This is a genomic window from Algibacter sp. Ld11 (genome assembly GCF_045066735.1).
Taxonomy (GTDB): Bacteria; Bacteroidota; Bacteroidia; order Flavobacteriales; family Flavobacteriaceae; genus Algibacter.
This window is the reverse complement of sequence record NZ_JBISHH010000025.1, coordinates 108538-131322: the sequence shown is the minus strand read 5'-3', so window position 1 is coordinate 131322 and position 22785 is coordinate 108538. Positions and strand designations below refer to the sequence as shown.

The window sequence follows — 22785 nt, the reverse complement described above, 5'->3', positions numbered from 1 at the left end:
TCATGAAAGCATTACTAAAAACATCTAAACAAGTTTCAATATTAATTTTACTCTTAGTAAGCCATACTCTTCTTGCTCAAAAAGGACCTTTTTTTAAAGATGGTGAAGACCCAAAACCAAAAAACGCAAAATGGAAATTAACCAAAAACATGTCCGACGAATTTAATGGTAAAAAAGTAAATGAGAATAAATGGCAAATCTCTGGTCAAGGCTGGATTGGCAGAGCTCCTGGTTTATTTCAAGCAGAGAATATAAAAGTTGAAGATGGCAGTTTAAAAATAACAACCCGGTTATTACCTCAACCTATCACGAAACAAAATAAAGTATTTACACATGGTGGCGGTTACGTTGGTTCTAGAAATGGAATGACCTACGGTTATTACGAATGCGAAATGAAAGCCAATAAAACCTTTATGTCTTCCACGTTTTGGTTAATAAATGAAGGAAAAGGCATTACCGGCTGCGATAAACGAACTACAGAATTAGATATTCAAGAATGTGTTGGTGAAATTACCAACCCAGCAGAATGGATGAAAAATTTTGACCAAGGTATGAACTCAAACACACACAGTAGAAATATTCCTGAAGGTTGTGATTATGAAAAAGGATCAAACAAATCTGGAGCATTAATTGGCGGAAAAGTTTATGATGATTTTCATGTTTACGGTGTATGGTGGAAGTCTAAAGATGAAGTGTTATTTTATTTAGATGGTAAATTACAGGGAAAAGTAACACCTCCTGCAGATTATGATATTGAAATGTATTTAAGAATGGTTGTAGAAACTTACAATTGGAATCCTGTTCCTGAAGGTGGTGGCATGACGGCTTCAAAAGAAGATAGAACAACTACATACAATTGGGTAAGGTCTTGGACATTAAATGAAAAATAAATGTATAACACTTTAAAAACCATATTCATATTAAGCTTCGTTGCATGTATATTATCATGTGGTTCCAAAACTAACATCTACAATATAGAAGATTATGGAGCTAAGGGCGATAGCTTAACCATTAATACAAAACCCATACAAAAGGCCATTGATAACTGCGCGAAAAACGGTGGCGGTGTTGTTATGCTTAAAAATGGTATATTTATTAGCGGCACAGTAATTTTAAAAAATAATGTTACACTTCAAGTTGAAAAAAATGCCAAATTGGTTGGAAGCTCCAATCCACTAGATTATAAAAGTATTGACACATTTGTCGATGCAGTTGGCCAAGAACGAGGCACTTGTTTAATAGGATCTCTAAACGCAACTAATATTGGTATTTCTGGTGAAGGAACCATAGATGGAAACGGAGCGGCTTTTCTAGCTAAAAATCTTTCAAAAACTAAAAAAGCCTTAGGTGTTACAGACGATAATTTTGGAAAAAACCGCCCCTTTTTATTACGTTTTGTTAAATCTAATAAAATTACTTTAAAAGATATTCACATTCGTGAAGCTGCAGCTTGGGCATGTCATTTTTTTCAATCTCATAATATATTAGTGGATAATATGTCTATTTACAATCATGCTAATAAAAACAATGATGGTATAGATTTAGATTCGAGTCACGATGTGGTTATCAAAAACTGTAATATCAATTCTGGAGATGATGCTATCTGTATAAAATCTACTAGTCCACTAGCTACCCACGATGTTCAGGTATCAAATTGTACTTTAAAAAGCGATTGGGGAGCCATAAAATTTGGAACAGAATCCATGGGAGATTTTTATAACATCGATATTCGCGATTGTAAAATTTACGACAATAAGGGTGGTGGCATTAAAATACTAAGTGTCGACGGTGCCAATATTCACGACATTACCATACAAAATATTGAAATGGACAATGTAGATATGCCAATTTTTGTGCGCTTAGGAGAACGATTAAACACCTACAGAATCGCAGAAAAACAAGCTGTTGGTTCCATAGATAATGTGGTTATAAAAAACATTACTGCAACCACTAGAAGTATAGAAAACTCAAGAGTTTCTCCACCTTCAGGAATTTTAATAACAGGAACTCCAAACCATAAAATTGGCAATATAAAATTAGAGAATATAACTATTACACTACCAGGTGGTGGAAAAAAAGAAGATATCACGGACGTTCCAGAAGATGAAAAGCGATATCCTGAATTCAGTTTTTTCAAAGTATTACCTGCCTACGGGTTATATGCGAGACATATAACAGATTTAAACACTTCTAATATCAGTTTTAAAATTAATTCACCAGATCAAAGAACAGAATCGGTAGTAATAGAATAATATAAATTATGAAAACATATCAAACACTTTTAATAACTATAATGACTGCAGGTTCCCTTTTAAATTCTTGCCAAGTCACCTCGCAAAGCTTTCCTTTTAAATTACCAAAAGAAAAACCCAACCAACCACTAAGTAGGGCTATGGAACGTAATTACGACAACTATATGGCTCCAAAACCAGAAGACAACGAACTTTACACCCAATTTAAGTATACCGAAATTAAAGGTTTAGATTATAGCAATCATGATGGCACTATAAGCAGACGAGATCCTTCTAAAGTAATTTTTGAAAATGGCAAATACTACGTTTGGTATACGCATAGACAAACAAAAACACCTCCAAAAGGGGCAAAATTAAGCACCGAAACTATTCCGTCTGCAGATTGGGATTTATCTGAAATTTGGTATGCCACGAGCTCCGATGGTTTTACATGGGAAGAACAAGGCGTTGCCATACCGCGTCCTCCAAAACCAGAATTAGGACATCGATCTGTATCTACTGCAGATATTTTAAAATGGAAAGGAAAATATTACATGTATTATCAAGGTTTTAGTGAAGCTAGCGGATTACGCGGAGACGATTGTCCTGTTCTAATGTCGTATTCAGATTCACCAGATGGCCCTTGGAAAGCGACTAACAAAATTGTAATTCCAAATGGTCCAAAAGATACCTGGGATCAATATTCAATCCACGATCCTTACCCATTAGTCTATAAAGGCAAAATATACTTGTATTATAAATCTGATATGAACGGAAAACCAAACCTAGTGAGAATGCAAGGTTTAGCAACAGCCGAAAGTCCGTTTGGTCCTTTTACAAAAAACGCATTAAATCCAGTGTTAACTTCAGGGCACGAAACCACACTTTTCCCATTTAAGCAAGGTATTGCAGCATTAACTATTAGAGATGGAAATGAACATAATACGGTTCAATTTTCTGAAGATGGTGTTAATTTTGAAATTGCATCTTTAGTAGAATTAATGCCTGCTGCGGCTGGCCCATATATTCCAGACGCTTTCACAAATACTAAAGATGGTCGTGGTATTACTTGGGGGATTTCTCATTTTACAAGTTATAATGGTTGGGCTACAAATCATGCCATTTTAGCGCGTTTTGATTGTGATTTAAGTTTAGATATTAATGATCCGGCTATGAAAAAACATCACGTTTACCATAGGCCAGAAGTATTTTTTAAGCAAGGTTTAAATTCTAATCAAAAAGCTAGAATTGAAGAGGAAAACAAAAAATTAATTACCAACAAAAACTAATGATTACATCTCTTTATAAACTAAAGCATTTATTTGTTGGCATACTTTTAATGGCCTTTTTATTTCCAATATCTGCGCAAGAAGCAACTCACAATTTTACTACAGAAATCGAATATCTTTCTGGGACTGATAAAGACCATATGGTAGAATGGGATTTTTATTGTTCTTACGGTATGAATAGTAAAAAATGGACCAAAATTGGTGTTCCTTCCAATTGGGAATTACAAGGTTTTGGAAATTATAATTACGGCCATGATAATAAAACAGATAAAAAAATCCATGATGAGCATGGGTTATATAAGCACGAATTTTTAGTTCCCAATGCATGGAAATCTAAGGATGTAAAAATTGTTTTTGAAGGTGTAATGACGGATGCCGAAGTAAAAATAAACGGAAAGCTTGCAGGCGAAATTCACCAAGGATCGTTTTACGAATTTAAATATAACATTTCTAAACTTTTAAAGTATGGCCAACAAAATGTGTTAGAAGTAAAAGTGAATAAAGTTTCTGCCAATGCTTCGATAAATTTCGCGGAACGCAACGCAGATTTTTGGATTTTTGGAGGTATCTATAGGCCTGTATATTTAGAAATTTCACCTACAGAAAATATAGAACGTATTGCTATTGATGCAAAAGCTGATGGTACTATCAACTTAGACGTTTTTTCCTCATCCAAAAAAGGAAAATCTATTAACTTATTTCTATCAGATTTAAAAGGAAATAAAATTCAAGATCTAAACTCTTTCACGAGTCAAAATAAAAATGGAAAATGGCACCTTTCTACCAAAGCAAAAGATATTAAAACCTGGAATCCAGAAAAACCAAATCTGTATGTATTAAACATCGAAATTTTAGACAAAAACAATAAAGTACTTCATGCTGTAAGTGAACGTATTGGTTTTAGAACCGTTGAAGTTGTTGAGGCAGATGGTATTTATGTAAACGGACAACGCATTAAATTTAAAGGTGTAAATAGGCATTCTTTTTACCCATCATCAGGAAGAACGACGTCTAAAGCTTTAAGTATTGAACATGTTAACATGATCAAAGACATGAACATGAATGCCGTAAGAATGTCGCACTATCCACCAGACAAACACTTTTTAAATGCTTGCGATTCTTTAGGCTTATTTGTTATTGATGAAGTTTGTACATGGCACTCACCACATTTAGATACAGAGGTTGGAGAAAAAATAGTGAAGGAAACTGTAGTTCGAGATGTAAATCATCCTTCTATTCTATTATGGGCCAACGGGAATGAAACCGGATGGAACACAGAACTGGATGATGACTATGCCATTTGGGATATTCAAAAAAGAGATGTCTTACATCCATGGAATATTTTCAATAAAACTAATACGATGCACTACCCTAGCTATCATATTTTTGCTTATGATACTTATGCAAAAGACAAAATCTATTTCCCTACAGAATTCTTACACGGCTTGTACGATGGTGGTCACGGGGCTGGTCTAGACGATTATTGGAAACAAATGTGGAACATGCCACTTTCTGCCGGAGGATTTCTCTGGGATTTTGCCGACGAAGCTGTAGTACGAACCGATAAAAATAATACGCTCGATACCGATGGCAATCACGCCGCCGATGGTATTGTTGGGCCTTATGGCGAAAAAGAAGCTAGTTACTTTACAATTAAAGAGGTTTGGTCGCCTATTTATATTGAAGACCGTTACATAAAACCAAATTTTAACGGTGTTTTTAGAATTGAAAACAGATATCATTTCACTAATATTAATGAGTGCAAAATGATTGCGAAATGGGTTCAGTTTAGCGGACCTAATGGAATAGATAAAATTAAAACACTCTCCGAATCAGAAGTGAAGCTTCCAAGTTTAGAGCCTTCATCTAAAGGAAAAATTGAAGTTGAAAAGCCCCGTAATTGGCAATCTGCTGATGCTTTAAATTTAACAGCTATAGCCCCTAACGGCAAGGAAATTTTCACATGGAGTTACCCTGTAAAAATTCCTAAAATATTAAATGCTAATCATATTACAAAAGATGCAAATGGTAACCTGAATGCCAACGTTGAAAATGGATTAATTAATATAAATACTAGTGGTATAAGCTATACCTTTTCAGAAAAAACCGGTTTATTACAAAAAGTAAAAAAAGGAAACATGGTTATTCCATTTAATAATGGACCTATAATTTTCGATCATAAAGATAAAATACAGTCTGTAAAAGTAAACCAGCTTAAAGATAAAGTTGAAATTATTACTGTTTTTGAAAAGAGTGATAAATCTCCTGGTTGGGCAAGCCATAAAGAATATAGTTCAGATATTATTAAATGGACCATTTACCCCAATGGCCTTTTAGATTTATATGTAGAAATAAAAGGAAAGAAACTAGTAAAAGGTTTTAAAGGTATTACTTTTTCTTTTCCAGAGTCTGAAGTTAGTGGTATGAAATGGTTGGGAGATGGCCCTTACCGTGTTTGGAGAAATCGTATGAAGGGTACTCAACTTAAAGTTTGGGAAAACGATTATAATAATACAGTAACTGGAGAATCGGGTTTTGTTTATCCCGAATTCAAAGGTTTCTTTTCAAGTTTATATTGGGCTAAAGTAAAAGGAAAAAATAATAACGGTTTTACAGTGTATTGTAATTCCGAAAACATTTTTTTAAGAATGCTAACACCGCAACAACCTAAAGAAGACCCTAACCATAGAGTATCTGTAGATTTTCCAGAAGGAGACATTTCATTTGTGAAAAATATTCCAGCAATAGGAACAAAATTTCAAACAGGTGATAAAATGGGACCTCAAGGAAACTCTGAGAACTACTTTGGAAATGATGATAACCCTATACTAATAGATTTAACTTTTGAATTTTAAAAACCAAAAATGCATCTTATAAAATTTTTAATAGTAATAATACTTTTTACGCTTATTGGTTGTAAAAACAATGATGACGTAGATAAAAAAGTTAAAGAATTTGAACCAACATTCAAATCTTTAAAAAAACACGCCGCCGCACCAGAATGGTTTCAAGATGCCAAATTAGGAATCTATTTTCATTGGGGACCATATAGCGTGCCTGCTTACGGCAGTGCTTGGTACCCACACAACATGTATAAAGACCAAGGAAATATTAGAAAACACCACGAAAAAACATATGGTAGCATTTTCGAGTTTGGCTATGAGGACTTTATTCCCATGTTTAAAGCAGAACGATTTGACCCTGAAAATTGGGCGGATTTATTTCAAATGGCGGGTGCAAAATTTGCTGGTCCTGTAGCACAACATCACGATGGATTTGCCATGTGGGATAGTGAAGTAAACCCTTGGAATGCAGTAGATATGGGGCCAAAAAGAGATGTTCTTGGAGAATTGTTCAAATCTTTAAAGAAAAGAAACTTGAAAACTATCGCTACGTTTCATCATGCTAGAAATGGGCAACGTAATGCCAATAAGCCTGAAAATTGGAAAACAGCATATGATAGTCATTATGTGTATCATCCGGATTTACCAACAGCTACAACAGATCCCAAATTGCGAAAGCTATTTGGAAATTTTGAAACTATAAATGAATTTAATGAATATTGGTTAAACCAAGTGAATGAAGTGGTTGACAAATACAGTCCAGATATTTTATGGTACGACTCTTGGCTAAATCTAATTCCAGAAAATAAGAGAATGGAAATGGCCGCGCATCATTTTAATAATGGACTAAAACACAACAAAGAGGTTGTTACAGCACATAAACAAGATGATTTACCATTAGACTATAGTGTATTAGATTTTGAACAAGGCGGTAGAAGAGATATACACCCGATGCCATGGCTTACAGATATTACATTAGGAGAAAGTAGATGGATGTATGTTGAAGGACATAAATATAAGACGGCCGATTTGGTTATTAGAAATATGGTTGATGTTTGGAGTAAAAATGGTATTGTTTTACTTAATGTTTCTCCCAGAGCAGATGGTGTTATTAACCAAGAACAACGCGATATTCTTAAACAAATTGGAGATTGGTTAAAAATACATAGCGAAGCCGTTTACGGAACTCGCACTCATACTATTTTTGGTTATGGACCAGCAAAAGCAGAAGATGGGTCTCATGGCGGGCAATCATCAAAAATTAATTATACCGCAGATGATGTTCGGTTTACCATTTCTAAAGATAAAAAGGCCATGTACGTATTTTTTCTAGGGAAACCGGAAGCAGGCAAAAGAATTCAAATGCGCGCTATAGGTGGCTATCATAGAAACATTCCTCCTTCGTCCATCAAAAACATTAAACTCTTAGGCAGTAATGCTAAAGTTGAATGGGAGCTTACTTCGGAAAGTTTTTATCTAACCATGCCTAATGTAGAAATGAACGAATTAGCAACTGTTTTTAAATTTAATTTAGAATAACAAAAAACACAAATAAATGACTAAGCATATTAATACTCAAAAACAATTCTTTTTTATAATTTGCGTACTATATACGGTACTTTCATTTAGTCAAAAAATCGTTAAAAAACCAAATGTATTAGTCATTTTCACGGACGACCATCGTTACTCTGGTGTGCATGCTTTAGGTGGCATGGATCTAAAAACACCGCAAATAGATGCTTTGGCTAAAGATGGCGTTGCTTTTACAAACACTTATTTAATGGGAGCTTTTACAGGGGCCACATGTGTTGCAAGCAGAGCCATGTTGCTAACAGGAACCAATGTATTTCAGTTAGGTGGCGCAGGACATAAAATTTTAAACACAAGTAAAACCATTGGTGAAACCTTTCAAAATGCAGGTTATAACACACATATTATTGGTAAATGGCATCAGGATGGCGAATCCTTAAAACGAAGTTTTACGTCAGGCGATAAAATAATGGGGAAAGGCCTCTATCTTGTTGATCATTTTAGAATGCCTTTTTTTGATTGGGATAAAGCGGGTGAGTTTAAAAAAGATGATGCTTACCTTTTGGTTTATGACGACCATGGAAACATTATTCGCCAACCCGTTCCCAAAGAAGCTAAAAGAGGTCCAACAGGAACTGAAGAAAACGGTCCTCATACCTCTGAAGTTTTTGCAAATGAAGCTTCCAAATATTTCAAAAATTATAAAAGCAATAAACCTTTTATGATGTATTTGGCATTCCATGCGCCTCACGACCCGCGCCAAGCGCCACAGAAATATAAAGACATGTATCCTTCCGAAGACATAACATTACCGCCCTCTTATATGGCACAACATCCATTTGATAATGGACATATGTTTTTACGTGATGAAGAATTAGCCCCATGGCCACGAACTCCAGATGTAGCAAAGCAACAATTATCAGATTACTACGCCATAATAACACATTTAGATGAACAAATAGGCAAAGTTATTTCGGCTTTAAAAGAAAGTGGACAATACGAAAACACGCTAATTGTATTTTCTGGTGATAGTGGTTTAGCCGTTGGAAACCATGGCTTAATGGGAAAACAAAATATTTATGATGAAGATGGTATTCATGTACCTTTAATTTTTTCTGGAAACTTAATAAAAAACAAAGGAACACGCTTTGATGCTTTCTCTTATATACATGATATTTACCCAACAATTTGTGATTTTGTTCAGGTTCCAATACCGGCTTCAGTTTCAGGAAAAAGTTTAAGCCCAATAATAAACAGTAAAGTAAACCAAGTTAGAAACTCAACTTATCATGCTTACAGACAGTTCCAAAGAGCATATAGAAAAGGAGATTACAAATTAATTGAATACGTAAGAGCTCAAGACTTTTCTAAAAAAGAAGGCGAGTCTATTTCAGGTTCTAGAGTAACACAATTATTCAATATTAAAAAAGATCCTTGGGAAACTCAAGACTTATCTTTTTTCCCAGAAAACAAAGATATTATTGCCAAAATGCGCTCTGAAATGAAAGCAAAGGCTATTGAAATTGGCGATAAAAAAGAGAACGTTAAAGGTGAAAAGTACGATTTTTGGGATTTTTATTAAGAATCACCAGAAACTATATGTGGTAAACTAATAGACATTTGTTATGCGGCAAAGCGAACCTCATTTATATTTTTACAGAACAACTTATTTCTGATAAAATATAAACTATGGTATACATTACAAACTCTCAAAATGATAACATTTTTAATACAGTTTTAAAGAACTTTTTTCCCCTTTTTATAATAACACTCTTTTTTCTAACTCCAACTATTAGTCAATCTCAAGGAGGCAAAGTTGAAATTGATGGTATTATTTTAGATGAAACAAACTTCCCTGTGCCCTATGCCGCTGTTGGAATAGTTGAAAAATACTTAGGAACTTCTAGTACAGAAGATGGCGAGTTTTCTATGTTGGTCACTAAAAGTGAACTACAAGATAGCCTTTCCATTTCCTGTTTAGGTTACAACACTATTAAAATTAAGGTTGAAGATTATCTAGACCAAGAAGAAAAGAAAATTGTTTTAGTTGAAAGTGTTTTCGAAATGGATGAGATTAAGCTTCTAAACCCGTTAGAATATGTTCTAAACGCACAAAAAAACTTAAAAGAAAATACCATTAGCACACCACATCAAATAGAGATGCTTTACAGAAGAGCAGCAACCGAAGGCGGTAGGTCTAAATTTTTTGTTGAAAACTATATAAAAATTAGAGACCGAGGACCAGCATATCCTTTAGGAGTCGTTGAAGTGGCTGAAGCTCGAAAATCTGCAGATTATAGAATTTGGAAACGTGTGCAATGGACACACTCTATTAACTATATGGCAAGTGGAAATCCTTTTAGACCTTCAGAAAAAAAGCCTAACCTCAAGAAATTTACTTGGAAGAAAATAGGCGATTCCTCTTATGAAGGTGAAGATGTACTTATTCTCGAAGGTACAGGCAAAAAGAAATGGAATAAAATAAAACTATACATTGGCATAGATACTTACAGTGTTTATAGAATAGAAAAACAAAAGGCACTCTACATTTATCAGAAACACCAAAACGGTAAATTATATTTAAGTTATTTTGCCAACGAATGGGGTTTTAACAGAAACCAAATCCCTGAGAAATATTGGAATACCGAGGCCGAAAAAATGAGTTATCGCCTAGAGGCTTTTGTATACAATATTGAAACGGACAAGAAAAAAATTAGAGTTCGGTCCTTTGGTGATGAAACAGATATGGGATCTCTTGACCTGCCTTACCACCCTGCATTTTGGAGCAATTTGAGTATGCCACCAGACACTAAATTTTATAAAAAAATTAAAAGTGAATTGGAGGGCAACTATGGTGTTTCCTTAGAAAAACAGTTTGAATTAGTCAATAAATAATACTTTCGATTCTTTATAAAAAAAACGAAATACAATATTTTAAATAAATATTATACGATATAAAAAATTAACCATTTGTTACATAAAAAAAGATGTAGAGCGTACTACTCTATTCTACTCTTATCTAGATTTGGATAAAAATTAATAATTATGCTTAAAATTACTCAAATTTATTTTTATCTTTTTTTTCTATTAGCTAGCTCTATTAGTTTTGCCACCGATATTTATGTTGCTACAAATGGAAATGACACTAGTGGTAACGGGACTATGGCTAATCCTTACAAAACGTTTACCAAAGCCATATCTATAATGTCGGCAGGCGATGTTTGCATTATTAGAGGTGGTATTTATGAAGAAGCTCTTAATGTTACTAAAAATGGGACTTCTGGCAATTATTTAACCTTTAAAGCTGCCGATGGTGAAGATGTTGAAATTAGAGCCACCAATATAGTAAATGGTTGGCAAGCACATAGCGGAAACATTTACAAAGCCACAGTAAATATGGCCATTGAAAGCCGCTTTAGAGCCGTATATCACAACAATGAATATATGGATTTGGCAAGATGGCCAAATAACAAAGATAATAACCGCTGGACTATAGATTGCACACCTGTAACAGGCGGTGACGGCTCTCATTTTACGGCAAACAACTTACCAAATATAGATTGGACTGGTGGCATGGTTTATTACCTAGGCGCACATTCTGGAGCAAGTTGGACACGAACAATAACTGCTAGCACAACCAGTAGAATAGACTATACTGAGGTTGATATTACAAAATGGCCTTTTACACCACATAATCCAACCGTTTGGAGAAATAATCCTAATAACAATAGAGGACAATTATACTTATTTAATAAATTGGAAGCCTTAGATTATGCTAATGAATGGTTTTATGACCAGACAACTAATACACTTTATCTTCAAACAGCAGATGGAACTATGCCTACCACTGGTAGCGTTGAATATGCTGCATCTAAATTTGCCGCAGAAATAAAAGGCGATTACATTAAGCTAGAAGGTTTAAACTTTTTTGGAGGGAGTGTAAAAATTCATAATAATGCCGATAATAACCAAATACTTAATTGCACCATAATCCATGGAAGTGAAGGTCATGATAATTTAACAAATACATCGGCGCAAGTTGGTGAAGCTGCTCTAGAAGTTCTAGGAGATAACACCATAATAAAAGGATGTACTATAGACCATAGTTCTGTAAGTGGTATTGTTATATCTGGATGGGCGGCATCAAATTGTACTGTTGAAGGCAACTACATTAGTAATATAGACTACATTGGCATTCACGCTTCACCCCTAAGAAGTAGTGGTAATGATATGAAAATACTAAAAAACACCATTACAAACGCAGGTAGAGATGGTATGTATGTAGCTGGTTCTAATTGTGAGATTGCCTATAACGACGTTTCTGCTTCACAAAAAATAAACAGTGATTCTGGTGTGTTTTATACCGTTGGAAATGCATCTTTAAAGAATAATGAAATCCATCATAATTGGTTTCATGATGCTACTGCGCCTTCATATTCTCATAATCCAAACGATCCAGGTAAAGCGGCAGGAATATATTTAGATAATAATAGTAAAGGTTATACGGTTCATCACAACGTAATCTGGAATGTATCTTGGAGTGGTTATCAAGTAAATTGGAATAATACGAACTTAGATTTTTATCATAATACCATTTGGAATGCAGAACGTGCTATGGACGCATGGGTAAATGGTTATACCCAAGAAAATAATAAAATTTATAATAATTTTTCAAATGTTGGCGATTGGTTTTCTGAAACCGCAACAGATTTTGATATACAAGATAATTTAATAAGCAATACTTCTCCTTTTGAAGATGCTAATAATCAAAATTTTATGCCAGCTTCTGGAAGCGCAGTAGTAGACATGGGGCGATTCATATCTAATTTCACTAGTAGTTATAAAGGAAGTGCTCCAGATATTGGAGCCTATGAAAGTCTAGGAACCCAATGGACAGCCGGCGTAAATGCCATAGAAGACACCGGAGAATCTTTAAGTATTGATGAAGAGTCATCAATAAAGCTTGTGCTATATCCTAATCCTGTGGGCAACAACTTAAATATAGCATTACCACATAGCTTCAACACAGGTTCCGTAGAAGTTTATTCTCTTCTTGGAACTTTGATAAATAAAACGTCTATAAACGGAAACCTTAATAATTCAATATTAGTTTTGCCTGTTACTAATTTAATTACAGGAACATATCTTATTAGAGTGATGTCTAGTGATGGGGCTTCTTATAGTTCAAAGTTTATAAAAAACTAATTTATAAAAATAGGGCTACTATTAAAGTAGCCCTATTTAATAATTGAATTTTCATATATCTATAAAGTATTAAAGCTAAAAAGTAATAATTCTAAAAGTTTTATAACTTTATAGACTACTGTTTAAAATAAGCCACTCGAAACTATATCTATTAATGTATAACTTCTTTTAAAGAAGTGTATCCAAACAGAGTAAAACTATGCTATCTGCTTTTGTAACGGCAGTGTTTCGTAATAAAAACTACCACCGCTATACATCTTAGAACTAATAATGATTTAAGTTAACTTCTCGTCGCTATACCGCTATCTCTAGTTTCATTATACAAACGAAACAATTCATCTACTTTATTTTTATATTTTGGTTTACTTATCAAATTATCCTTTTCGTTTTCAGTAGGATTTTCATCTAAATTAAACAACGCTAATGGTATTCTATTACGATCGGTTTTGTCCTTTTTATCAAGCTGAATAATTAATTTCCAACCATCCTTTATAATAATGGTTTGTTTACCGGTACCCGATTGCGTCATAAGAAACGGATGAACTTGTTTGTTCTCACCTTTTAAAAGCGGTAACAAACTTGAAGAATCCATAGCGTTATTTTTTTCTATTTTTTGATTTGTGATATCGGCTAAAGTTGCCATAATATCTATACCAAGAATTGGCGTATTTGAAACTGATTTTGCCTTAATATGCCCCGGCCACCAAGCAATAAAAGGCACACGATGACCTCCTTCATACATTTGATTTTTTCCTCCACGGTAGATATCACTAGATTGATGTCCTGATTTAATAGTTTTAGGCTTCAATAAACCACCATTATCCGATGTAAAAATGATTAATGTATTATCATAAACACCTTTCTCTTTCAAGGCATCAACTAGCATTTCCATTTGTACATCTAACTCTTTCATCATATCTAAATGACTAGAAGGTGTTGTGCCTGCTATTTTTGTGCCATTCATTTTCTCTGAAGGTGTATGCGGTAAATGTACAGCCTGTGAGCAATAATACATAAAGAAAGGATCTTCATCTGAAGTATTTTCAATAAAATCTACCGCCTTATCTATCAATAGTTTTCCTGAATTATAAGGATTCCAATAGCTATCTCCTAAGCCTTCTTTTTTATCAAGTTTAACATTGAGCTTACTCATTTTTTCTTGGGTAATTAATACGATTTCGGAGTCTTTATTTAAAGGCATCATTATGCCATTTTCGTACACAGCATAAGGCTCTGCTTGTATTCCTGCAGGATACATAAAACTATAATCAAATCCATTTTGCAAAGGACCTTTATCTATAACTTTTGAAATATCCACATCTGTTTCATGCTCCTTTCGTGCCGATCTATAAACGGTATTTGCATCATCTTTTCTCGCAAAATCCATACCGAATCCCCATTTACCAAAGAACCCTGTTTGATACCCAGCATTTTTCATTAATGAACCCAATGTTAACTGATTAGGTTGTATTGGAGACGGTTGATATGAACCCCAAACGCCCCACGGCGCATAACTTCTATAACAATGATTTCCCGTCATAAGTGCGTAACGCGTTGGAGCACATAATGCAGCAGGTGTATGCGCATCTGTAAAAGCCATGCCTTCTTTTGCAAGTTTATCTATAGCTGGTGTTTCCAGGATAATATTGTTTGAATGTTTTTCTCGATAATATGAAATATCTCCAAGCCCGATATCATCAGCTAAAACAACAATAACATTAGGTTTTTCTTGAGCAAAGACAAGCGTTGTAAAAACGATATAACAATAAACAAATAGCGCGTTCTTTTTCATAATTAAATTGAATTTTTCTATTATAAATCTAGTTTTATTTATCTAATACCGGGTTTCTTTTTTCGTCAATACGTTTTACGGCATTAACCTCGTAAATGCGTTTTAATTGCCATAAAGGACGTTCTAATTCAGCCTCCCAATTAAACAATGTTTTATACATTTCACGCACCTTTTCCGGGTATTTTAAAGCTAAATCATTATTTTCAGTAATATCTTCGGCGATGTTATATAGCTCTGCCGGACGATCTGGATAACGCAATAATTTCCAATCACCTTCGCGTACTACGCCTCTATTTTCAATTTTCCAAAATAACCTTTCGTGCGGTGCGTTATTATTTTTCTTGGTGATAAAAGGCATTAAATCTACACCATCTAATCCTTTTAATTCTGATGCATTACCACCTGCAATATTTACGAATGTCGGCACCATATCTAACATGCTAATCGCTTTTTTGTACTCTGTTCTTGGTTTGATTACTCCTGGTAATTTCATAATAAAAGGCACGCGTATTCCGCCTTCTAAGAAATTAGATTTACAACCACTTAACGGATAATTAGATGTTTCTGTTCCGTCTGGGCCACCATTATCATTAGAAAAAACAATAAGTGTATTTTCTTCCAAACCAAGTGCTTTCAATTTTTTAAGAATGGTACCACAAGCACGATCTAGTGCCAAGGTCATTGCTGCAAGTTTTTTACGCTTTCCTGTTAAGCCTTTTATTTTATCCAAATCTTCGTCCATAGCTTCTAACGGAGAATGAACCGCATTAAAAGAAACATACATAAAAAATGGTTCTTCTTTATGGCGCTCCATAAAATCGCAAGCCTCATCGGCAATGGCATCAGTTAAATATTTTTTAGGTTCTTCAAACAAACCAAATCCTTTTTCCATTCTATCTTCAGGGCGATCTAATGCTCTTTCTAAGCTCAATGGCCAAAAACTTCTAGCTCCTCCTCTAAAACCATAAAACTCATCGAAACCTCTATTTAATGGGTGATATCTATCGGCATTACCTAAATGCCATTTCCCTAAAACAATCGACTTGTAACCTAATGGATTCAAATAATCTGCAACTGTATTTATCCCCAAAGGCAAGCCCATATCGTCACCTAATAATTTAGAAGAGTCACTCATGTATCCAGGTACATTATTTTCTTCAATACCATAACGCTGTTGGTACATTCCGGTTAACAAACCGGCTCTCGATGGTCCGCAAACCGAATCTGTAGTATAGGCTTCATTAAAAACCATACCTTCAGAGGCTAAGTTATCTAGGTTTGGCGTTGGAAAGGTTTTACTTCCTTGGAAACCAAAATCATGATACCCTGCATCATCTGCAAAAAGAAAAATAATATTTTTTTTCTGTGCAGATACATTTAATATTGTACAGCTTATTAAAAAAGCACCTAATACTAAATTTAAAGTCTTGAATTGTTTCATTTTATTTTGTTTTATTCATTGTAAAAAAAACGTTTCTACCATTTTCTAGAATCACATTCTTTCCTTTAAGTTCAATTAAACCTTTTAACCGAATATCTGTGGAAGATGCTCCGACTTTAAGTTGATATTTACCCGATTCTACAATCCATTTATTGTTTTTATACTGTACAAATTGCTCTGGAGAAACATTAAAGTTTAGTATTTTCTCTTCTCCTACTTTTAACTCTACTCTTTCAAATCCTTTTAGCTGAATAGGTTTTTGAGTAGATGCTTTATCAATTGGAGACATATAAAGTTGAACAATTTCTGTACCGTCCATTTCTCCGGTATTTTTCACTTTTAATGATACCGTAAAACGCTCAGTATCGATATTTACTTTTGATTTAAGCTTGAAGTTTGAATATTGATAATTTGTATAAGACAAACCAAAACCAAACGGATATTGAACCAAATCATCATCTGCATATCCATTTTTATAATTAATTTCTGCACGCGATTCTGTTTTAGGATAAGTAACACATAATTTTGCGGACGGGTTTACATTTCCAACCAAAACATCAGCAATAGCATTTCCGCCTTCTTCACCAGGAAACCAAGCTTGAACAATTGCGGCACATTTATCTTCAAATTTGCTAACTAATTGTTGGCGCCCACCAAACATAACTAGGATCACCGGTTTTCCTGTAGCAATTAATTTTTCAACAAAAGCTTCTTGCTCTCCTGGTAATCGAATGCCCTTTCGTTCTCTACCTTCTCCACATAGATATAAATTCTCACCTACGGCAGCGATAATAACATCACTTTCTTTAGAAATTTTTAAAGCATTTTGCAAATCTGGTTGAGGCAAACCTTTGATAGTTAACAATTTTAATTTGCTCAACCTATCATCTCCTAAACCGCTCGCATCAATTTTAGATTCTAAAGGCGCACTCCAATCGCAGCCTCGCTCTACTGTAACTTTTACATCTTTGGCTAATTTATTTTCAAGACCTTGTTTCAAGGTAATAAGTTTAGGGTTTTCTGGATCAAACTCTGTACTGTGCCAAAAAGAAATCATGGATTGATATGTATAATCTCCCAATAAACAATGCACTGTGGCTCCATTTGGACCAACTAAAGCAATTTTTTTTACTTCTTTTTTTAAAGGTAAAATACCGTTGTTTTTTAATAGAACAATGGATTGTGATGCGGTTTCGTAAGCCAATTTTCGGTTAGCAGGTGAATCGAAGTCCAATGGTCCATCTTTTCCTATTACGAGATTCTCATCCAACAAGCCTAATTTAGCTTTCATTACTAATGAACGCTTAACGGCTTCATTAATGGTTTCTTCTGTAACCAATCCTTCTTTTATAGCTTTTGGTAATAAAGGAAAGGCAATTGGTTTAGAAAGTTCTATATCTACTCCTGCATTTATGGCCATTGCTCCTGCCATTGCCGGATCTTTAGCTTGTTTGTGTCCCTTGTAAATTAAGTTTACAGCCCCATAATCGCTCACAACTAAACCATCGAACCCAATTTCTTTACGTAACATTTGGTTTAACATAATTGGATTTGCTGTTACTGCTAAAGCTTTATATTTTCCATAAGAAGGCATAACGCTTTTTGCTCCGGCAATTTTAAAAGCAGCTTCATGCGGCATTAAATACTCCTCATATAATTCTTTTGGGTCATTATTGGCTGTTCCATAACCAGCAAAGTGCTTTGCTGTTGCGGCTACACCTGTTTTAAAATTATCTCCTTGAAGACCTCTTATAAATGCAACGCCCATTCTAGATGTTAAATAAGCATCTTCTCCATAACTTTCCTCTAGTCTATTCCAATGCGCAGTACGACTTAAATCTAACATTGGCGACAATGCAAATGTTGCCCCAGCGGCCCGCATACTTCGTGCTGTAGAATTTGCATTGTTTTTAACAATCTCGGGATTCCATGAACAGCCAACACCTATTTGCTGAGGAAAAGTTGTGGCGCCTTGAGTGGCAAAACCTGTAATGGCTTCCTCATGAAAAATGGCCGGAATTTTGGTTTTAGTTTCCGTTATTAAATAATGTTGTACTTCTCTTACTAAATCTCTTAATTCTTCTGGAGATAAGGTTAAACCTGAAGAAAACTGACAAAAGTGGCCAATACCATGAGGAATATGCTCTCTACATTTTTCGATAGAAATTTTTCCATCAACCATAATTTCTCTTAAGCGCGTACCCGTTATTTGAGCCAATTTTTCGTCCATAGACATGGTTGCCATTAAGGCATCCACTTTGGTACTTAATGCATCAGTTATAAAAGGTTTGTTTTCTTGAGATTGCATGGCATTAAAATTTAAATGCACTATTGCAACACAAATAAATTTTATAAATTTTCGGCTTTGTTTCTTAAAAAACATTAAAATCTATTTTATTAATTTTCTTGTTAATACTTATTCTTTCAAATATAATAACTCATAAAGCTTAAGCCGACAACGTATGTTTCAGAAAGCATAACGAATGAATTAATATATTCTAACAACCAAAAAAAAAGCGCATTTAAACAAGTAAATGCACTTTTAAAATACTAAAACAAACAATTTTTATAGAGTAAGCTCAATAACATATGCAAAATCACATGGTTTTTCTTTTGGCATATCAACCAATAAACCATCATCTGTTTGTGACCATTCAACTTTATCAGCACTTCCTAATACTTTAACTTCAGAAATATTTAAACCCTTAGCATATTCTGTATTTTTAGCTAATGTTGTAATATTTACTTTACCATCTTCTGGCCAATCTAAAACAATGGCGTATAATTTATTTCCTTTTGTTGTAAACCTAATATCTTTAGAAGATAGGCCTGCGTTATTCCCTTCAGAGTGGTGACCTTTTTTTACTTCTGTAGGACCTTCTCCAAACGTTTCCCAATATTTAGTATCATATATAGCTTCTCCATTAGTTTTTAACCAACCTCCAATTTGAAGTAAAATCTCTTTTTGATCTTCTGGAATTGTTCCGTCGGACTTTGGACCAACATTCAACAATAGATTTCCGTTTTTACTAACAATATCTACTAAATCGTCTACTATTTCATTTGCAGTTTTAGATTGCCAATTAGTTACATAACTCCAAGAGTTTTTACCTATTGAGGTATCTGTTTGCCAAGGCAACTTTCTAATTCCTGGTAATTTTCCACGTTCTAAATCATACACTACAGTACCTTCTGGAAAAGCTTCGTGAGAGAAGTTTTTATCTTGTAAAACCACTTCTTTTCCCCACTCAATACCTTTGTTATAATAGTAAGCTGCTAACTTTGGTCGTTGATCTGCGTAATCTGGAATATCTAAGTAAAAATCGAACCATAAAATATCTGGTTGATAATTATCAATTAAATCTTTAGTTCTATCCCACCAACGCGCTTTAAACTCTTCTGAAACAGGCTCTTTTAAATCTTTTCCTTTTGAAGAATATAAATCTGCATATTCAGGATCTGTAGTATCAAAATGATCTTTTTTGTTATAGAAAGACCAATTAAAGGCAAAATGTGAAGAAGCTCCCATAATCATTCCTTTACTTCGTCCGGCCTTAAAAAGTTCTCCTAAAACATCTCTTTTAGGTCCCATATCGTAGGCATTCCATCGTGTAGTATTCGATTTATACATAGCAAAACCATCGTGATGATCGGCCACAGGAATTACATATTTTGCTCCTGCTTCTTTAAATAAATCTATCCATTGGTTAGCGTCAAATTTTTCACCTTTGAACATAGGAATAAAATCTTTGTACCCAAATTCTTTTTGATCTCCCCATTCTTTTTTATGATGCAAATACTCTCTAGAAGGCCCCTTTTTACCCGTATTTAATTGAGCATTAAAGTTAGCCGTATCCATATACATTTGTCTTGGATACCATTCTGAACCGTATGCTGGTACGCTATACGCACCCCAGTGAATAAAAATTCCGAACTTTTTTTGATTAAACCATTCCGGGTCTTTATAATTGGCTTTTATAGATTCCCAATTAGCCTCGTATACTGGCTTTTGTAGTTGAACAACTTCTTTGTTATTTTTTTTGTCGTTACACGATAGAATAACTACCGAGCATAACAAACAGAAGATCAACTTATACATTCTAAAATTCATATTTACTATATTATTAAATGGTTGTCAGTTTACTGAAAATTATTTTTAACGAAGTTCTCATTATCAAATTAAAAGCAATAAAACGTATGTCTTTAAAACTAGAGCAAATGTTTAAAACACTAACTAGTCAATACTTAAACCTTAAAAACTAGATAAAACCTGCTTCTCTTGGCTCGAGAGATATCAATTTCTCTCTTTTGGCAACTAAAAAGTTTTAAATATTTTAAAGACTTTTATACTCTTTATTATTTAATCGTTCCAATGCTCATCAATTACTTTTTGAATATGAGGGTATTTTTCACCATCGTCCTCGTTAAGTTCCTTACGTTTTGCAATCATTTGCTTCTTTAAATCGGCAATGATATCTTTATATTTAGGATCACTATAAGCATTGTTCATTTCCTTCGGATCTACCGATAAATCATAAAACTCCCAAGCAGCAGGTGTATCCAAATCAAATCGATTTCCCCAACTCTTTTTATTCCATGTTGCGTTAGGATCTTTAGTATCTACCCAATATTTTCCGTAAAAGAAAATTAGTTTGTACTGTTTTGTTCTAATACCAAAATGTGCAGGATTAGCATGCGCATGTGCCATATGCATCCAATATCTGTAGTAACTAGATTGTTGCCAATCTTCTGGCTCTTTACCTGTTTTTAAAATGGATTTAAAACTGTGTCCCTGCATTTGCTCTGGTGGTGTTCCCCCAGCCATCTCAATAAGTGTAGGTGCAAAATCTGTATTATTTATTATCGCATCGGTTCTTGTACCTGGTTTAATTTTTTCTGGATAGCGAACAAAAAACGGCATTCTTAAAGACTCTTCATACATCCATCTTTTATCAATATAATCATGTTCACCAAGCATAAACCCTTGATCGCCTGTGTAAACAATAATTGTGTTTTCATATAAACCTTCAGCTTTTAAATATTTAATTAATCGCGCTACATTGTCATCCACACCTTTTACACAACGTAAATATCTCTTTAAATATTCTTGATAGGTAGCGTGTGTATAATCCTTATCATTTAAGCCATCTATTTCTGTAGAATCAAAATCTGGATTATTATTTTTAGTGTACTGCTTGCTCCATAAACGCATACCCATATTTCTTATGGTATTTCTTTTAGAAACTGAAGATCCGATAACATGAATTAAAGAGTCATTTTCTCCGCGTGTACCTATGGAACCATTATTCGCATTATCATATAAACTTTCTGGTTCTGGAATTTCTGTATCTTTTAAGTAATCTAAATAGCGAGGTGCAAATTCAAAATCATCATGTGGTGCTTTATATTGATGAAACAAAATAAATGGCTTTGATTTATCTCTTTTATTTTTTAACCAGTCTAAAGAAATATCTGTAACAATATCTGTACTGTGACCTTTGTATTGTTTGCCCTCGTAAGCAGGATCATGCTCTTCTGTAAAATGCATTCCAGTTTCGGTTAGGTAAGGATCAAAATAAGACCCCTGTTGGCCGTGTTTTGTGAACACATTAAAATAATCGAAATTAGGTTGTTCTTTTAAATGCCATTTACCAATCATAGCTGTTTGGTACCCTAATTTTTTCATTTCAATAGGTAAATATTGCTTTTCCATAGGCAATGCGCCTTCTAGATCTAAAACACCATTGGCTTGACTGTGTTGACCAGATAAAATAGCTGCTCTACTTGGTGTACAAATTGAATTATTTACAAAACAATTATCGAAAATAATACCTTCGCTTGCTATTTTGTCTAATGTTGGTGTTGGGTTTAAGCTCGCTAACCTGCTGCCATAAATACCAAAAGCTTGTGTGGTATGATCATCTGACATGATGTAGATGATATTTGGTTTAGTGTTAGTTTTATTTTCAACCTTGTTATTACACGAAGTTAAAGTGAATACAATGACACAAAGCGCTAGAATTTTATTCATTTTTTAGGTTATTTTATAAAGTGTAAATATCACAACATTACCATAATATAACTGCCACATATGATTAATTTAGAACAAAATATGGTTTTAAATATAATTTACCTGAAACTATCAGCGTATTTATATTGGGCAAAACTTCACTATAATTCTCACCAACTCGTTTTACACCTTAACAAAACATAATCGAGATATAAAAAATATATTTTCATAAATTTGATTAGATAGCAAAGTGAAATTTTACTTCTCGCACCTGTAAAAGTTTATTGTCATCAGTAAGTACAACAATTTCCTGAGCTTAAAAAAGATAACTAAATAAAAAGATAACTAAATAACTTAATCTAAATTTCATAATTAATTAATTTAAAAGGGTTTTAATCATATGTTTCAGCTTAAAAAACATATGTAGCTAACAGCAAGAGGTAA

Annotated in this window: 13 protein-coding genes; 8 read left to right on the top strand and 5 right to left on the bottom strand. The window is 33.9% G+C overall.

Annotated elements, in window-relative coordinates; all coding sequences use genetic code 11:
• Positions 1-2 precede the first annotated feature (2 nt).
• The 8 genes from ACJJV4_RS14255 to ACJJV4_RS14220 all read left to right on the top strand — a co-directional run bounded on the left by ACJJV4_RS14255 (position 3) and on the right by ACJJV4_RS14220 (position 13098).
• On the top strand, positions 3-890 hold the full coding sequence (locus ACJJV4_RS14255; protein ID WP_405295595.1) for a family 16 glycosylhydrolase: 888 nt from the start codon (positions 3-5) through the stop codon (positions 888-890).
• Positions 891-2252: a glycoside hydrolase family 28 protein gene (locus tag ACJJV4_RS14250; RefSeq protein ID WP_405295593.1), complete on the top strand. Its 1362-nt coding sequence runs from the start codon at positions 891-893 to the stop codon at positions 2250-2252.
• 41 nt (positions 2253-2293) lie between these two features.
• A complete protein-coding gene (locus ACJJV4_RS14245; RefSeq protein WP_405296547.1) occupies positions 2294-3520 on the top strand; it encodes a glycoside hydrolase family 117 protein in 1227 nt (408 codons plus the stop codon).
• Positions 3520-6375: a glycoside hydrolase family 2 TIM barrel-domain containing protein gene (locus ACJJV4_RS14240; protein WP_405295591.1), complete on the top strand. Its 2856-nt coding sequence runs from the start codon at positions 3520-3522 to the stop codon at positions 6373-6375. Before ACJJV4_RS14245 ends, ACJJV4_RS14240 begins: the two co-directional genes overlap by 1 nt.
• 9 nt (positions 6376-6384) lie before the next feature.
• The gene (locus ACJJV4_RS14235; protein ID WP_405295589.1) at positions 6385-7902 is read left to right on the top strand and encodes an alpha-L-fucosidase; all 1518 of its coding nucleotides are present in this window, start codon (positions 6385-6387) and stop codon (positions 7900-7902) included.
• 16 nt (positions 7903-7918) lie between these two features.
• Positions 7919-9475 carry a sulfatase-like hydrolase/transferase gene (locus ACJJV4_RS14230; RefSeq protein WP_405295587.1) on the top strand — a complete coding sequence of 519 codons (1557 nt, stop codon included), beginning with the start codon at positions 7919-7921 and terminating at the stop codon, positions 9473-9475.
• A gap of 107 nt (positions 9476-9582) precedes the next feature.
• The gene (locus ACJJV4_RS14225; protein WP_405295585.1) at positions 9583-10788 is read left to right on the top strand and encodes a carboxypeptidase-like regulatory domain-containing protein; all 1206 of its coding nucleotides are present in this window, start codon (positions 9583-9585) and stop codon (positions 10786-10788) included.
• 150 nt (positions 10789-10938) lie between these two features.
• The gene (locus ACJJV4_RS14220; protein WP_405295583.1) at positions 10939-13098 is read left to right on the top strand and encodes a T9SS type A sorting domain-containing protein; all 2160 of its coding nucleotides are present in this window, start codon (positions 10939-10941) and stop codon (positions 13096-13098) included.
• Positions 13099-13378: 280 nt separating this feature from the next.
• On the opposite strand, the gene ACJJV4_RS14215 is transcribed toward ACJJV4_RS14220, so the two are convergent.
• From ACJJV4_RS14215 to ACJJV4_RS14195, 5 genes are all read right to left on the bottom strand, one after another.
• Entirely contained in the window at positions 13379-14890 is a 1512-nt protein-coding gene (locus ACJJV4_RS14215) for an arylsulfatase (RefSeq protein WP_405295581.1), read from the bottom strand.
• A gap of 34 nt (positions 14891-14924) precedes the next feature.
• Positions 14925-16331, bottom strand: coding sequence for a sulfatase-like hydrolase/transferase (locus ACJJV4_RS14210; RefSeq protein WP_405295579.1), 1407 nt, complete (start codon positions 16329-16331; stop codon positions 14925-14927).
• 1 nt (position 16332) lies between these two features.
• Positions 16333-18639, bottom strand: a complete 2307-nt coding sequence (locus ACJJV4_RS14205; RefSeq protein WP_405295577.1) for a glycoside hydrolase family 3 N-terminal domain-containing protein — start codon at positions 18637-18639, stop codon at positions 16333-16335.
• A gap of 258 nt (positions 18640-18897) precedes the next feature.
• Positions 18898-20442, bottom strand: coding sequence for an alpha-L-fucosidase (locus ACJJV4_RS14200; RefSeq protein WP_405295575.1), 1545 nt, complete (start codon positions 20440-20442; stop codon positions 18898-18900).
• 249 nt (positions 20443-20691) lie between these two features.
• Positions 20692-22362 (bottom strand): sulfatase, encoded by a 1671-nt coding sequence (locus ACJJV4_RS14195; protein ID WP_405295573.1) that lies wholly within the window; start codon positions 22360-22362, stop codon positions 20692-20694.
• Between the last annotated feature and the right edge of the window lie 423 nt (positions 22363-22785).